Source organism: Rhizobium sp. RU33A (genome assembly GCF_900156055.1).
Lineage (GTDB): Bacteria > Pseudomonadota > Alphaproteobacteria > Rhizobiales > Rhizobiaceae > Allorhizobium.
Window position 1 is genome coordinate 18,795 of sequence record NZ_FTMQ01000003.1, and the last position, 12,176, is coordinate 30,970.

A 12,176-nucleotide genomic window follows, 5' to 3' on the forward strand; every position below is an offset into this window, starting at 1 on the left:
ATTTCAGAGGCTCTATGCCTCACCTTGAGCAATTGATCCGAGGAACCCGCCCATGTCTCTGCCCGCCACCATGCGCCATGTCGACCTGCCCACCCATGGGGGTCCGGAGGTCATGCACCTCATCGAGGGGCCGCTGCCGAGCCCGAGGCCCGGCGAAGTGCTGGTCAGGGTCGAGGCATCAGGCGTCAACCGGCCGGATGTCGCCCAGCGCCAGGGCGCCTATCCGCCGCCTAAGGATGCAAGCCCCATTCTCGGCCTGGAGATCGCAGGCGAGATCGTCGGTCTGGGTGCCGGCGTCACCGATTTCCAGCTCGGCGACCGCATCTGTGCGCTGGCAAACGGCGGCGGTTACGCCGAATATTGCGCCGTGCCGGCAAGCCAGGCCATGCCGTTTCCGAAGGGATACGATGCCGTGAAGGCGGCAGCACTGCCGGAAACCTTCTTCACCGTCTGGGCCAATCTCTTCCAGATGGCCGGGCTGACCGAAGGCGAGACCGTCCTCATCCATGGCGGATCCTCAGGCATCGGCACGACGGCCATCCAGCTCGCAAAGTCCTTCGGCGCAACCGTCTACACCACCGCCGGCTCGGCCGAAAAATGCGCCGCCTGCATGGATCTCGGTGCAGCAAGGGCGATCAACTACAAGGCCGAGGATTTCGTCGAGATCGTCAAGGAAGAGACCCAAGGCAGGGGCGTCGATGTCGTGCTCGACATGATCGGTGCTGCCTATTTCGACCGCAACCTCCAAGTCCTCGCCAAGGACGGCTGCCTCTCGATCATCGCCTTCCTCGGCGGCTCGACCGTCGAGAAGGCGAGCCTCGCCCCGATCATGACAAAGCGCCTCACGGTCACCGGCTCGACCATGCGCCCGCGCAGCCCGGAAGAAAAACGCGCCATCCGCGACGACCTGATGACGGAAGTCTGGCCCCGCCTGGAGCGCGGCGAAATGGCCCCCGTTGTCCACACGGTCCTTCCCTTCGAGCAAGTCGTCGAGGCGCACCGGCTGATGGAAAGCTCAGAACATATCGGCAAGATCGTGCTGAAGCTGGGGTGACGGGGCCGGCTTCAAGAAAGGTGCCCCGACCCCAGTCTCACGACACCGTCACCGGCTTCGACCTCAGCCGGCTGGCCGTTGCCGGGTCGGCGCGGCGGCAGAGGCGGGGCGGCAGGCCCTTCATGATCAGTTCGGCATCGGCGACGGCCATGGAGCCCAGCGCATAAAAGGCGTCCCGCGTGCCGCCGGTCCTGTGCGCCGAGAGTAGAATGCCCGACGCCTGGCGCACGGGATCGTCGGCCGCGACAGGCTCCTCCGGAAACACGTCGGTTGCCACCATGATATGACCGGATTGCGCCGCCTCGATCATCGCCGAAAAGTCGACGACGGCTGCCCGGCTCATCAGCAGGAAGGCCGCGCCCGGCTGCATCATCGCGAATTCTCGTCTGCCGATGAAACCTTCGTTCTCGCTGGTGACGCTCGCAAACACGAAGACCACCTGGCTATCGCGGAGCACCTCGTCGAGCGTCGACGGCTCGCAATCCTGACCTTCGATGATTTCCCGGGGAAGCCAGGGATCGAAGACGCGAACCCGGTTCTTGAACGGGCGGATCAGGTCACGAAATGCATGGCCGAGATCGCCAAAGCCGATGATGCCGACGGGTGCGCCGGCAAAACGGAAGGTGTGCGCGTTGCCCTCCAGCCCATAGCGCTCGACGCCCTGGCGAAAATCACGATCCGCCGCCGTGATCCCGCGGGCGAGATCGAGCGCCATGGCAAGTGCTGCCTCCGCAACGGGTGAGGCGAAGGCCGAGGCCGGTGTGATCACCCAGATGCCGCGTTCGACACAGGCCTGATAGTCGATATTCGGCAGGAAATTCGATTCCACATTGATGATCGCCTTCAGCCTCGGCGCCCTGTCCAGACGCTCTTTCGGCATGTCGGTCTGGCCGAAGATCAGGACGGTGTCGGCAAGATACCGCTCGACGTCTTCGGCCGGCATCGGGCGATCCTCCGACACGATTACCTCGCCCAGCGCTTCGAGCCGAGCCCGGACGGACGGCTCCATGATCAGGTCGAGTGTCCTCGGCAATGGATCGACCAGAATGATATCGCGGCGCATTGTTTCCTCCCTCGAGAATCTTTGCTTGGTTGCAGCTTAGCGCGAAAACCCTCTCGCATGGCAGGCCGTCTTTGCGGGGCATGCCCGGCCATATCTTCGCCGGTGGAAGGCGAAAAGCGGAGCCTGAATGGAACGGCTTGAGGGCCAAAGGCGTCTATTGGAAGCGGATGATATGTTCCCTCGCATTGTCTGAACGCCAAGACGCCGATCGATTGCCACCGCTGAGAGGTGGACAGTCGAGATATTGGAGACGCTGAAATTGAAAGGACTGCTCAATGACTGTCGTGCTTGCCACCGTGTGTGAAGATGGCGTCGTGATGGGATCGGATTCCCAGATCACCGACAAGGGGCGCGGCATGACCTATCCGGCCCAGAAGCTTCACCCTCTGGGCACCGACGCCGCCTGGGCCGGCAGTGGTGCTCGCTCTGTACTGACAGACGTGCAGCGCAGCTTCAATGAAAACAGTGCCGCGATCCTCGAGGCGCCGGACATCGGTCGTGCCCTGCAGAGCCAGGTCCTGCCCATCCTTCGCCATCACTACGACACCTTCATTCCCGACGTGCCCGGCGAGGAAGGCGGCGGCACGCCCTCGGCCTATGTCATGGCGGCCGGATGGCGGGATGGTGAGCCGTGGATCATCGAGATCACCCCGTCTGGCATGATCGGACATTACGCCGATATCGGTTTCCACGCGATCGGCAGCGGTGCGGCCATGGCCCAGCAGGCGGGCTCGCTGCTCTCGCATTTTAGCCTGGGCAAGCGATCGGTTGAAGTTGGCTGTGCGGCGGTGTTGCGCGTGTTGCAGTCGCTCGACCTCACCTCCGCCAGCGTCGGCAAGCCGTTCAGCTTGTGCCGCATCACCAAGGACGGCGCCCATCACCTGACCGACAAGGAGATCGACAAGGTCGCAGATGTCGTGGCTCGTTGGGAGAAGGCCGAACAGGCCGCTATCGCCAAGATATTCGACTGAACAGAAGGCGCTCTCCCTGGTGAGTTGGAAATAGGGTTCACGCCAGCCTGCCGGAGCAGTGTATGTCCAGGCCTTGGATCATGCCTTCGGCACGGACCGCACGGTCAACTTGTTGCCGTCCGGGTCCCGCATGTAAGCGACGAACTGACCGTTTGGACGGTGAGAAGGCGGTGTTTCGATCGACGTTCCGCCATGCGCCACCCCTTCGTCATGCCAGGCTTGCACATGGTCAGGGCTCTCGGCGAGGATGCCGATGGTCCCGCCATTGGCGGCCGTTGCCGGACCCCCGTCGATGGGCGCAGTAATCATCAGTCGTCCGCCGTTATGGACATAGATTAGTCTGCCGCGCGCATCGGTTTCACCCGCTTGTCCTCCAAGCGCAACGAAGGTGGCGTCGTAGAAGCGTTTCGACCGTTCCAGGTCGTTGCTACCGATCATGATATGCGTGAACATGTCTTCTCCAGAGGTGTGCGCGTACCGTCGAGTTTGCTGAGATAGGTCCAGCAGCCGGCCCGTTCGTCAAATCCCCGAGCCGTCCAGCTCCTTTTCGTCCTCGCCCTCCCAAGCCGGCGGACGGACCATGGCGTCCATGTTGACCCCCGGCAGCGGCATCCAGCATTTCAGCTCCGGCTCCGCATAGGCGACGATCAGGCCAGGCGTCGAATCGGAAGACCTCCAGCCGTCCGCCCCGAACCGATCGCCCTTCGACCAGTAGACGAGATCGACGGCGCCAGGCCCCTGTTCGGATGCGCGGATGGTCACCAGAATGCGGCTGCCGTCGCGCGGCGCTGAGCGCATGTTTCGCCAGCGGATGGTATCGTCCATGATATGCTCCTCCCATTGCAGGCAGGAGTTTCGCTGTCGAAGGCTGGGCGGTCAACACGAATTGCGCCATGGCAAGACGTTGCACCAACAGTGGCGAACCGCCAAGTCACCGACGAGAGGTCCCATGCTCAGACGTCCAATCACATGCGAGATTCGTTATCGGCTGGACCCCGGTCGGATCGCAGATTTCGAAGACTATGCAAGGATCTGGATTGGACTCATCGAGCGCCATGGAGGTCACCACCTTGGCTACTTCATGCCCCGCGAAAGGCCTGACGATGCCCAGATGAACTTTCTTGGCACCGGTCAAGATGGCGAGGCCAACACAGCGGTCGCGATCTTCACTTTTCCAGATGAGCAATCCTACTTGAAGTACCGTGAACAGGTTGCGCAAGATCCGGATGGCTTGGCTGCCAATGAAAGGTTCGGCAAGTCCCCGCCATTCATCAGCTATGAGCGCTTGTTCCTGACGCCTTTTCAGCGAGAGGCGTGACCGAACCACCGGCGCGCGAATTATGATCGCACTCCGCTGCAATGCAACACAATTATCCAAACAAAACGTCACATAACGTGCCTTGTCGAATCCGTTTCTCCGCCCTACCTTCCAATCATCGACAACGTAACGAAAGGAAGGTGATCCAATGTCTAATGAGATTTCGGTCTGCGTGTGTGACTTTGGTAAGGGTGTGGTTTTGACGGGGCAGCCCTCGGCCTGATCCAGCCTTCCTTCGGGCGGTTTCCCCGTCCGGGTCCAGACAAAGGACTAAACTCATGGGAGCCACCCTCGCGGGTGGCTCTTTTGATTCAGGGGATTTGTCGTAAGGGCAGGGCGCTCAAAGTCCCACAGTGCCGAAGCCCGGAACCTTGATGCCCGGCCGCGCGACATCGATGCCGGCCACGAGGCCGAGGAAATTCACCTCCAGCCCGCTGCGCACGCCGACGGACAGCCCGGCAAAGCCGCCGAGGCTTAAGTGCAGGTCGCGGCCATCCTTGTCGAGATGGTAGAAGGCGCCGCCAGCCAGATAATCGCGGCCGACCGCATCGGCCGGAAGCACTGCTCCCAGTTCCGGCACTTCACGCAGCACATGGGCGACGAAGGTGTTGGAGTTCGGCCCCGGATAGATCCGGTAGCCGCCCGGCTGGCCATATTGATAGCCGGCAATCGCCGCCTCCACCATTGGGATCAGCCGCTTGGCCTCCTCGCCCTTCACCTCCGCCACGAGCCGCGGCGGGTTGGAATACCAGAAGGCATCGGGTGCTCGGTGGTTCCGGCGGATCGGCGAGCCCCAGCCCACCTTGTCATAGCGCTGATAATCACCGTTTTCGTCCTTCGTGACGATCCAGGCATGGCTGGCGATCGCCCCCTTAAGTCCTCCGGTCATCGCCGAGAATATGTAGATTGCCGCTTCCGGGCTTTCTTCGGCCGTCGGCAGCAGCCCGGACGAACTCCATCGTGCCGAACTCCAGCCTTCCGGATGGTCGCGTGTCGCCCAGAGCCCAGCCGAAACCAGCGTCGGCAGGACGAAGACAAGCAGGATGACGGAGACAATGCGCAGCAGAAATTTCAACGCGGACCTCGAACAGCAGGACGATGCATGCTTTAAGAAGCATCAGAGAATATTGGCATTTTGAGGCACGTCATGGAAAATCCAATCACGGTCGAGGTCACGCGCGGTCAACTCGTCGAGAGCCGCCATCGCGGCATGGCCGTCGTGATCGATGCGGAGGGCGCGATCGTCTTTTCCGCCGGCGATGTCGATTCCGGTGTTTTCCCGCGTTCCGCCTGCAAGGCCATGCAGGCCCTGCCGCTGGTCGAAAGCGGTGCGGCGGATGCCTATGGTTTTGGAAACCGCGAACTCGCACTTGCCTGCGCCTCCCATTCGGGCGAGCCGGAGCATGTCGCAACAGCAGCCTTCATGCTGAAGGCTGCGGGCCGGGATGAGGACGTGCTCGAATGTGGCGCTCACTGGTCCTCGCATCAGGCTGTGCTGATCGATCAGGCCCGCACTCTGGATAAGCCGACCGCCCTCCATAACAATTGCTCCGGCAAACATTCCGGCTTTGTTTGCACCTGCGTGCATACAGGCGAAGACCCGCGTGGCTATGCCGGCTTCGACCATCCGCTGCAGGAGGCGATCCGCGCCATCATGACGGATCTGACCGGCGCCGTGCTTTCGAGAGACAATTGCGGCACCGACGGCTGCTCGATCCCGACCTATGCCGTGCCGCTCACGGGCCTTGCGCGCGGCTTCGGCAAGCTGGTCACCGGCAAGGGCCTGGAGCCCTTGCGCGCCGCTGCCGCCCGCCGCCTGATCAATGCCTGCATGGCAGAACCTTTCTACGTCGCCGGCACCAAGCGTTTCTGCACGAAGCTGATGCAGGTCGCGCCGGGCAGGATCTTCGCCAAGACCGGCGCCGAAGGCGTCTTCTGCGCGCTTCTGCCGGACAAGGGCCTTTCCTTCGCCGTCAAGGCCGAGGATGGCGCAACCCGCGCCGCAGAGGCGATGATCGCAGCCCTTCTTGCCCGCCATTTCGATGCTGATAGCGAGGAACGGGCGGCCCTGATGGCGCTTGCCCATCACGACATGTTGAACTGGAATGGCATGCCGGTCGGCACAGTCAGGACGACGGACGTGCTGTTCGCCTGAGCTTCGAGCGCCCTTGCCGGGGCGGTCCCGTCGGGGTCACCTGCTTCAAGGGAGGTTTAACCCTTGTCGGTCTAGACTGCGGCACGACCCATCGTGGGCAAACGACGAGGCCGAGTTTCATGACTGTTGCGATCAGAGGGCAAGACCGCGCCGCCGTGGCCAGCGCCGGCCATAGCCGGGCCATTCCGCTTGTGCGCCATGGCCGCCACCTGGAACTCGAATGCCTCGAAACGCTCGATGAACTCGAGGCACTGAAGGATGCCTGGCAGGGGCTTGAAGAGCGCTGCCCGGAGCCTTTCGGTTATTTCCAGAGCTTCGACTGGTGCTTGTCCTGGTGCAGGGTTTTCCTCGCGCCGGAAAAGACGGAGGTGCGCGCCCGGGTCTATGTGCTCTGGGATGGCGCCGATTGCGTGATGATCTGGCCGATGATGACCCGCCGCATCAGTCCGGCGATCACGCTTCTCGTTCCGCTGACGGCGCCGATGAACCAGTATTCGACGCTGCTTTACGATCCCGCTCGTTTTGATCGGGACGCCGGTCGCGCAGTCCTCGATGAGATCCGTGGGGATCGTGGGCTCGATGCCGTCTGCCTCGACCATGTACCGCAATCAGCCCTGCTCGCAGATATCATGGAAGGTCAGGGGGTAAGCCCCGAAGAGGGGCAGCAATCCTCCATCCTCGATCTCTCTGCTATCACTGACTGGGAAAGCCATCACCGCGCCTTGCCGAAGAAGCAGCGCCTGCAGCGCAACAGCCGCCGCAACCGATTGGAAAAGCTGGGCGCCCTCGATTATCGCGTCTATCCGGCAGGAAGTCCTGAATACGCTGACAACATCGATCGCTGCATTGCCCTCAAACAGGCCTGGTTGAGAGACACCGGCCGCCTCGGGCGCGACGTGTTTGATCCGCGTTTTGCCGCCTTCCTCCGCGATCTCGGCACCAGGCCGAACGAGGGCGACGATGGCGTTTACCTCCATGCCCTGACGCTCGACGGCAGCCCGATCGCCATGGAAATCGGCATGCGCTTCCGCGATGACTATTATTGCTTCCTCGGTGCCATCGATCTCGCCTATCAGAAACACTCGCCGGGCAAGGTGCAGATGGAGAGTGCCCAGCGCTGGGCGATCGAAACCGGTATCCGCCGCTTCGATTTTCTCAATGACCCCTCGGCCTACAAGTCGAGCTGGACCAACGCCACCGAGCCGCTGACCGCCTTCTATGTTCCCTTGACCAGCCTCGGCCGGCTCTATTGCCATCACTGGATGGCAGGCCTTCGCCCGCATGTGCGGTCCATCTACCATCGCTTCGGGTCGCAAATCCGGGCCCGCCTCCTGTCCGCGGTCGGCGCAGTCCAGCGCCTGTTTGGTCGCCATGGCGGCAGCATGGGCCTGGTCCTGTGCTGCATGCCATGATCGCGCGATCTGTCGCCAGGCTGCAGCAGGCATTGCGCGACCCCGGCCTGCGCGGGGCGCTTGTCAGCATCTCCGTCCGCATTGCCGCAGCCTTTGTCGGGCTCGGCCTGCAGATCCTGCTTGCCCGGCTGATGGCACTCGAGGACTACGGTGTCTATGTCATTCTCTGGACCTGGGTCAGCGTCGTCGGACAGATCGGCGTGCTCGGCTTCTACGATTCCGCCGCCCGCTTCATTCCCCGCTATGGCCGGCGCGAAAAACACGCCCACCTGACAGGCTATCTCGCAACCGGCTTCCGCGCCGTCATCCTTGGATCCGGCCTGCTAGCGGCTCTCGCCATCGCCTTCCTGCTTGTCCTGCCGGGCCTCGTCGATCCGGCCTTCCTGCTGCCGATCGGCGTGCTTGCCCTCGGCTTCCCGGTCCTGTCGCTTGAAACCTATGTGACAGGTGTTGCCCGCGGCTTCGGCTGGTATGCACTCTCGACCGTACCGGGATTCATCCTGCGGCCCGTGCTGATCATGACCGGTGTCGGTCTGGCGAGGCTTTCGGGCCTGCCGCTCGATGCGGTAACCGTCCTTGCTCTTGTCGTGCTCTCCTCGATCGTTGTCCTTGTCGTCCAGGCACTCCTCCTGCGCGCACGTCTCCCGAAGACGGCCGCGCCTGCTGCAACGACACCGGAGCGCCGTCGCTTCTGGCTGCTCGCTTCGGTGCTGATGATGCCGGCAATGACGGCCGAAGAACTCTTCGTCTGGATCGACGTCCTGATCCTCGGCTTCCTGGTGAGCCCCGACCAGGCCTCGCTCTATTTCGCCGCCCAGCGTTCGCTCTCGCTCGCCGCCTTCGTGCAATATGGCTTCATGCTGGTCGCAGCGCGTGGCTTCTCGCTGTCGCTCGCCTCGGCCGACAGGGCAGGGCTGCAGGCCCGCATCACCCGCTCGACCAATGCCACCTTCTGGCTCACCATCCCCTCGGTGGCGCTGACGCTTGCCGCCGGTTATCCGCTGCTGCACCTCTTCGGAGAGGCCTTCGTCTCGGCCTATCCCTGCCTTGTCCTGCTCGGTCTCGCCTATATCGTCCGCGCCGCCACCGGCCAGGCGGCTGAACTTCTCGTGGTCCAGGGCCGCTATCGCCTGAGCCTTGCCATCGTCTCGATCTCGGTCGCAGCCTGCCTCGGCCTCATGCTGCTGCTGGTCCCCCTCTACGGGATCACCGGCGCTGCCGCCGCCATGGTGCTCGTCCAGATCGTCCGGCTGGTGGTGGTCACGGGGCTGGTCCACCGCCACACGGGGTATTGGGTGCTGGCGCGTCCCTTCACAAGAATTGCCGCGCAGGACTAACTGCGAGGGCGACGGCCGTCAGGCCAGCACAAGATGGGCGCCCTGAGCGCGATAGCTGTCCAGCACGACCGGATCGATATCAGACACGACGATCAGCCCGGTAGGCTGAGCAATCGGCACGATGCCGAAAGGCGAGACGCTGTCGAGCTTCTCTGATGTCAGCGGGCAATAGGTGGCAAGGCTGCGCTCCAAAATCCGTCGCTTGATCGCCGCCTCCTCGAAATCCCCGGTCGACAGCCCCTCCGCCGGATGCGCGGCCGTGGCGCCGAGGAAAAAGACATCCGGCCGGATTTGATCGATTGCGGCCAGCGCCGTCGGCCCGACGGCTACCATCGAATGGCGAAAGATCCGCCCGCCGAGCAGCACCACCTCGATGTCTGTGTGCCGTTCCAGGTCGGCTGCAATCGTCGGCGCATGGGTGACGACGGTGAGCGCCATGTCGAGCGGGATCTGTCGCACGATCTCCGCCGTCGTCGTGCCCCCGTCGAGGAACACCACCTGACCCGGCGAGATCAGCCGAAGCACTGCCGCCGCCAGCCGCTGCTTCTCCTCGGTCGCAAGCCCCCGCCGCGCCGAGAGATCGGGCAGGGGGGCCACAATCGGCAGCGCTCCGCCATGCACGCGCTTGAGCAGACCCGCTGTCGCCATGTCCCGCATGTCGCGCCGGATCGTATCTTCCGAGACCTCCCACAGCCGCGCCAGCTCTCCCGCCACCGCCCGCCCGTCACGCTTCAGCACCTCAAGGATCAGCCGTCGTCTCTGTTCAGTCAGCATGATTGCGCCCGTTTATTCACGATACCTCCGGATTATGCCGAAATAGATTCGACAATCCAGCAGAATCGTGCGGAGATGTGCACGTTTCTGCATGAGGCAGACGAGAAAAGGAGACTGACATGCTGATTTTGATAGCCGGCCCCTATCGTTCGGGTACGGGCGATGACCCGGAAAAGATGGCGGCCAACCTGAAGGCACTCGAAGCGCCGTCCTATGCCCTGTTCAAGGCGGGCCATGTGCCGATGATCGGGGAATGGGTGGCGCTACCCGTCTGGCATGCCGCGGGCGGCAAGACGATCGGCGACGATCTCTACGAGGAGATCTTCCACCCCGTCGCCGGGCGCCTTCTGCAACTCTGCGACGGCGTGCTGCGCTTGCCCGGCGCCTCCAAGGGCGCCGACAACGACGTCCGCATCGCCACCGAACGCGGCATTCCGGTCTGGTACAGACTGGAGGATGTGCCGGGTTGCGGGTGAGGCTGACTCACGAGATCAAGGGGCGGATGGGGTCGGGACTCCCCGCCTTACTCCACCTCTGCCAGCCGCTTCTCCCACATCGCCTTGAAGCCCGGACGGGCCTGGACACGCGCCAGCCATTCGGCGGTCTTCGGATGCGCGTCGAGTAGCGGCTGATAGGCCTGTGCGTAGCGGACGACTTCGGCCAGATTAATATCGGCGACGGTAAATCGTCCGCCGACCGTATAATCATTGTGTGAGAAATGCGCCTCAAGCACCCCGAATGGCCGCGCGAGAACCTTTGCGACCTCGGCCGCTTCCGCCTGACCCTCTTCCGAGGCCAGCTTGCCGCTGGCATTGGCCATGGAGATCTTCAGGGCATCCGTCTCGATCGAGGTGGCCGCAAACAGCGACCATTGCAGCATCTGCGCTTCTTCGTTGAGATCGCGCGGGCCGATCGGTCCGCCGGTCTTCCTGGCCACATAGAGCGTCTGGGCCAGCGACTCGTTCAGGACCAGCTCGTCATCCTCGATCGTCGGAATGCTGCCCATCGGGTTGACGGCGAGGAATTCCGGCGACCGCGTATTGAGCCGCGCATCCGCCGCCGTCTGATCCTTGAGCTTGTAGGCCTGAATGACCGGCACCAGCTCGAAGGGTATGCCGAGCTCTTCCACGAGCCAGAGGACACGCGTTGTGCGCGACTTGTAGACGCCATAGATCTTCAGCATGCCGGTCTCCCTTGATTGGTAGGCCGGAGGCTATCGCGCCGATGGGCTCTGGAAAAGCCGTTCGCGCTGATGGGAACGATGAATTTTGCTGATCGTCGCCGCAATTGACAGCATGCCCGAGCTGCGCTTATCTCTGGACCTCCAGGGTCTGCAGTTCACCCAGGCGTCACCGCCCCGACAAGGGGAGCTAAACCTGCCTTTCTTCTGATCGACGAAGCTCGTTTTCCCGTGCCCCGTCGGAAGTCGGTGACCACCGGCCATGTTGGCTGCTTGAGGCAGCCGGGCACGACCAGGAGAAATGAGATGTCGAAGACAACACATGCCTTCGCAGCCCCCGATCTGTCGGCGCTGGCCAAAAACCTGAAACGCGAACTCGAAGCGCGGGCAGACTTGCCCGGTCATGTCGAGCTCCTGAACATGCTGACGCGTGCCGTCGGCTATCGCAACTACCAGCATTTCAAGGCAAGCCGCGCGGCAGAAGATCGCCTAGCCCATCCGGTGCTGGTCGAAGCGGAGCCCGCCGTCGATTTTCGCCGCGTCGAGCTCACCGCCCGCTGCTTTGCCGGAACCGATAGTCTCGTCCGTTGGCCGGGCAAGCTCAACCAGCAACAACTGGCGCTCTGGGTGCTCTGGTCCTTCCTGCCGGCCGGTGAGGACATGCCGGAAAAGGCGGTCAATGCGGTGCTGATGCGCCATAACGGCTTTGGCGATCACGTGCTGATCCGCCGGGAACTGGTCAATATGGGGCTTCTCACCCGCACCCGCGATTGCCGCCTCTATCGTCGGGTCGAGAAGCGTCCGCCACCGGAGGCGCGCGAACTGATCCGCCTTGTCACCAGTCGGCACCGCGAGACCTGAGCGGATAAACGAGGTTTGAACCAGACTTGGGCGCGGGCGCGCTTGCCGCTC

14 protein-coding genes are annotated in these 12,176 nt (G+C 63.0%); 8 read left to right on the plus strand and 6 right to left on the minus strand.

Annotated features, from left to right (window positions below; all coding sequences use genetic code 11):
• The first annotated feature begins 52 nt into the window (after nt 1-52).
• Nucleotides 53-1,054, plus strand: a complete 1,002-nt coding sequence (locus BW978_RS10855; protein WP_076395031.1) for an NAD(P)H-quinone oxidoreductase — start codon at nt 53-55, stop codon at nt 1,052-1,054.
• 37 nt (nt 1,055-1,091) lie between these two features.
• On the opposite strand, the gene BW978_RS10860 is transcribed toward BW978_RS10855, so the two are convergent.
• A complete protein-coding gene (locus BW978_RS10860) occupies nt 1,092-2,117 on the minus strand; it encodes a hydroxyacid dehydrogenase (protein WP_076395033.1) in 1,026 nt (341 codons plus the stop codon).
• Between the two features lie 275 nt (nt 2,118-2,392).
• Between BW978_RS10860 and BW978_RS10865 the strand changes: the two genes are divergently transcribed.
• Nucleotides 2,393-3,088, plus strand: coding sequence for an Ntn hydrolase family protein (locus tag BW978_RS10865; protein WP_076395035.1), 696 nt, complete (start codon nt 2,393-2,395; stop codon nt 3,086-3,088).
• 78 nt (nt 3,089-3,166) lie between these two features.
• On the opposite strand, the gene BW978_RS10870 is transcribed toward BW978_RS10865, so the two are convergent.
• Nucleotides 3,167-3,541 (minus strand): VOC family protein, encoded by a 375-nt coding sequence (locus BW978_RS10870; RefSeq protein WP_076395037.1) that lies wholly within the window; start codon nt 3,539-3,541, stop codon nt 3,167-3,169.
• 66 nt (nt 3,542-3,607) lie between these two features.
• Nucleotides 3,608-3,913 carry a hypothetical protein gene (locus BW978_RS10875; protein WP_076395039.1) on the minus strand — a complete coding sequence of 102 codons (306 nt, stop codon included), beginning with the start codon at nt 3,911-3,913 and terminating at the stop codon, nt 3,608-3,610.
• Nucleotides 3,914-4,037: 124 nt separating this feature from the next.
• Here BW978_RS10875 and BW978_RS10880 point away from each other — a divergent pair, with 124 nt between their 5' ends.
• Nucleotides 4,038-4,406 carry an NIPSNAP family protein gene (locus BW978_RS10880; protein WP_076395041.1) on the plus strand — a complete coding sequence of 123 codons (369 nt, stop codon included), beginning with the start codon at nt 4,038-4,040 and terminating at the stop codon, nt 4,404-4,406.
• 340 nt (nt 4,407-4,746) lie between these two features.
• Here BW978_RS10880 and BW978_RS10885 read toward each other — a convergent pair whose 3' ends face one another.
• The gene (locus BW978_RS10885) at nt 4,747-5,481 is read right to left on the minus strand and encodes a DUF3750 domain-containing protein (RefSeq protein WP_076395043.1); all 735 of its coding nucleotides are present in this window, start codon (nt 5,479-5,481) and stop codon (nt 4,747-4,749) included.
• A 72-nt stretch (nt 5,482-5,553) separates the two neighbouring features.
• Between BW978_RS10885 and BW978_RS10890 the strand changes: the two genes are divergently transcribed.
• The 3 genes from BW978_RS10890 (at nt 5,554) to BW978_RS10900 (ending at nt 9,310) form a co-directional block, all read left to right on the plus strand.
• A complete protein-coding gene (locus BW978_RS10890) occupies nt 5,554-6,561 on the plus strand; it encodes an asparaginase (RefSeq protein WP_076395045.1) in 1,008 nt (335 codons plus the stop codon).
• A 119-nt stretch (nt 6,562-6,680) separates the two neighbouring features.
• Nucleotides 6,681-7,973: a GNAT family N-acetyltransferase gene (locus tag BW978_RS10895; protein ID WP_076395047.1), complete on the plus strand. Its 1,293-nt coding sequence runs from the start codon at nt 6,681-6,683 to the stop codon at nt 7,971-7,973.
• Nucleotides 7,970-9,310, plus strand: coding sequence for a lipopolysaccharide biosynthesis protein (locus BW978_RS10900; protein WP_139330467.1), 1,341 nt, complete (start codon nt 7,970-7,972; stop codon nt 9,308-9,310). Before BW978_RS10895 ends, BW978_RS10900 begins: the two co-directional genes overlap by 4 nt.
• 18 nt (nt 9,311-9,328) lie before the next feature.
• Here BW978_RS10900 and BW978_RS10905 read toward each other — a convergent pair whose 3' ends face one another.
• Nucleotides 9,329-10,084 (minus strand): DeoR/GlpR family DNA-binding transcription regulator, encoded by a 756-nt coding sequence (locus BW978_RS10905; protein ID WP_076395051.1) that lies wholly within the window; start codon nt 10,082-10,084, stop codon nt 9,329-9,331.
• Nucleotides 10,085-10,203: 119 nt separating this feature from the next.
• On the opposite strand from BW978_RS10905, the gene BW978_RS10910 reads away from it, so the two are divergent.
• Nucleotides 10,204-10,560 carry a DUF4406 domain-containing protein gene (locus BW978_RS10910; protein ID WP_076395053.1) on the plus strand — a complete coding sequence of 119 codons (357 nt, stop codon included), beginning with the start codon at nt 10,204-10,206 and terminating at the stop codon, nt 10,558-10,560.
• A gap of 47 nt (nt 10,561-10,607) precedes the next feature.
• Here the strand turns inward: BW978_RS10910 and BW978_RS10915 are convergent, their stop codons facing one another.
• Nucleotides 10,608-11,267, minus strand: coding sequence for a glutathione S-transferase family protein (locus tag BW978_RS10915; RefSeq protein ID WP_076395055.1), 660 nt, complete (start codon nt 11,265-11,267; stop codon nt 10,608-10,610).
• Between the two features lie 303 nt (nt 11,268-11,570).
• On the opposite strand from BW978_RS10915, the gene BW978_RS10920 reads away from it, so the two are divergent.
• Nucleotides 11,571-12,125: a DUF2087 domain-containing protein gene (locus BW978_RS10920; protein WP_076395057.1), complete on the plus strand. Its 555-nt coding sequence runs from the start codon at nt 11,571-11,573 to the stop codon at nt 12,123-12,125.
• The last annotated feature ends 51 nt before the right edge of the window (nt 12,126-12,176 follow it).

Coding starts and splice junctions, on each gene's coding strand:
- BW978_RS10855 (WP_076395031.1), top strand. CDS start 53: ATGTCTCTGCCCGCCACCATGCGCCATGTCGACCTGCCCACCCATGGG.
- BW978_RS10860 (WP_076395033.1), bottom strand. CDS start 2,117: ATGCGCCGCGATATCATTCTGGTCGATCCATTGCCGAGGACACTCGAC.
- BW978_RS10865 (WP_076395035.1), top strand. CDS start 2,393: ATGACTGTCGTGCTTGCCACCGTGTGTGAAGATGGCGTCGTGATGGGA.
- BW978_RS10870 (WP_076395037.1), bottom strand. CDS start 3,541: ATGTTCACGCATATCATGATCGGTAGCAACGACCTGGAACGGTCGAAA.
- BW978_RS10875 (WP_076395039.1), bottom strand. CDS start 3,913: ATGGACGATACCATCCGCTGGCGAAACATGCGCTCAGCGCCGCGCGAC.
- BW978_RS10880 (WP_076395041.1), top strand. CDS start 4,038: ATGCTCAGACGTCCAATCACATGCGAGATTCGTTATCGGCTGGACCCC.
- BW978_RS10890 (WP_076395045.1), top strand. CDS start 5,554: ATGGAAAATCCAATCACGGTCGAGGTCACGCGCGGTCAACTCGTCGAG.
- BW978_RS10895 (WP_076395047.1), top strand. CDS start 6,681: ATGACTGTTGCGATCAGAGGGCAAGACCGCGCCGCCGTGGCCAGCGCC.
- BW978_RS10900 (WP_139330467.1), top strand. CDS start 7,970: ATGATCGCGCGATCTGTCGCCAGGCTGCAGCAGGCATTGCGCGACCCC.
- BW978_RS10905 (WP_076395051.1), bottom strand. CDS start 10,084: ATGCTGACTGAACAGAGACGACGGCTGATCCTTGAGGTGCTGAAGCGT.
- BW978_RS10910 (WP_076395053.1), top strand. CDS start 10,204: ATGCTGATTTTGATAGCCGGCCCCTATCGTTCGGGTACGGGCGATGAC.
- BW978_RS10915 (WP_076395055.1), bottom strand. CDS start 11,267: ATGCTGAAGATCTATGGCGTCTACAAGTCGCGCACAACGCGTGTCCTC.
- BW978_RS10920 (WP_076395057.1), top strand. CDS start 11,571: ATGTCGAAGACAACACATGCCTTCGCAGCCCCCGATCTGTCGGCGCTG.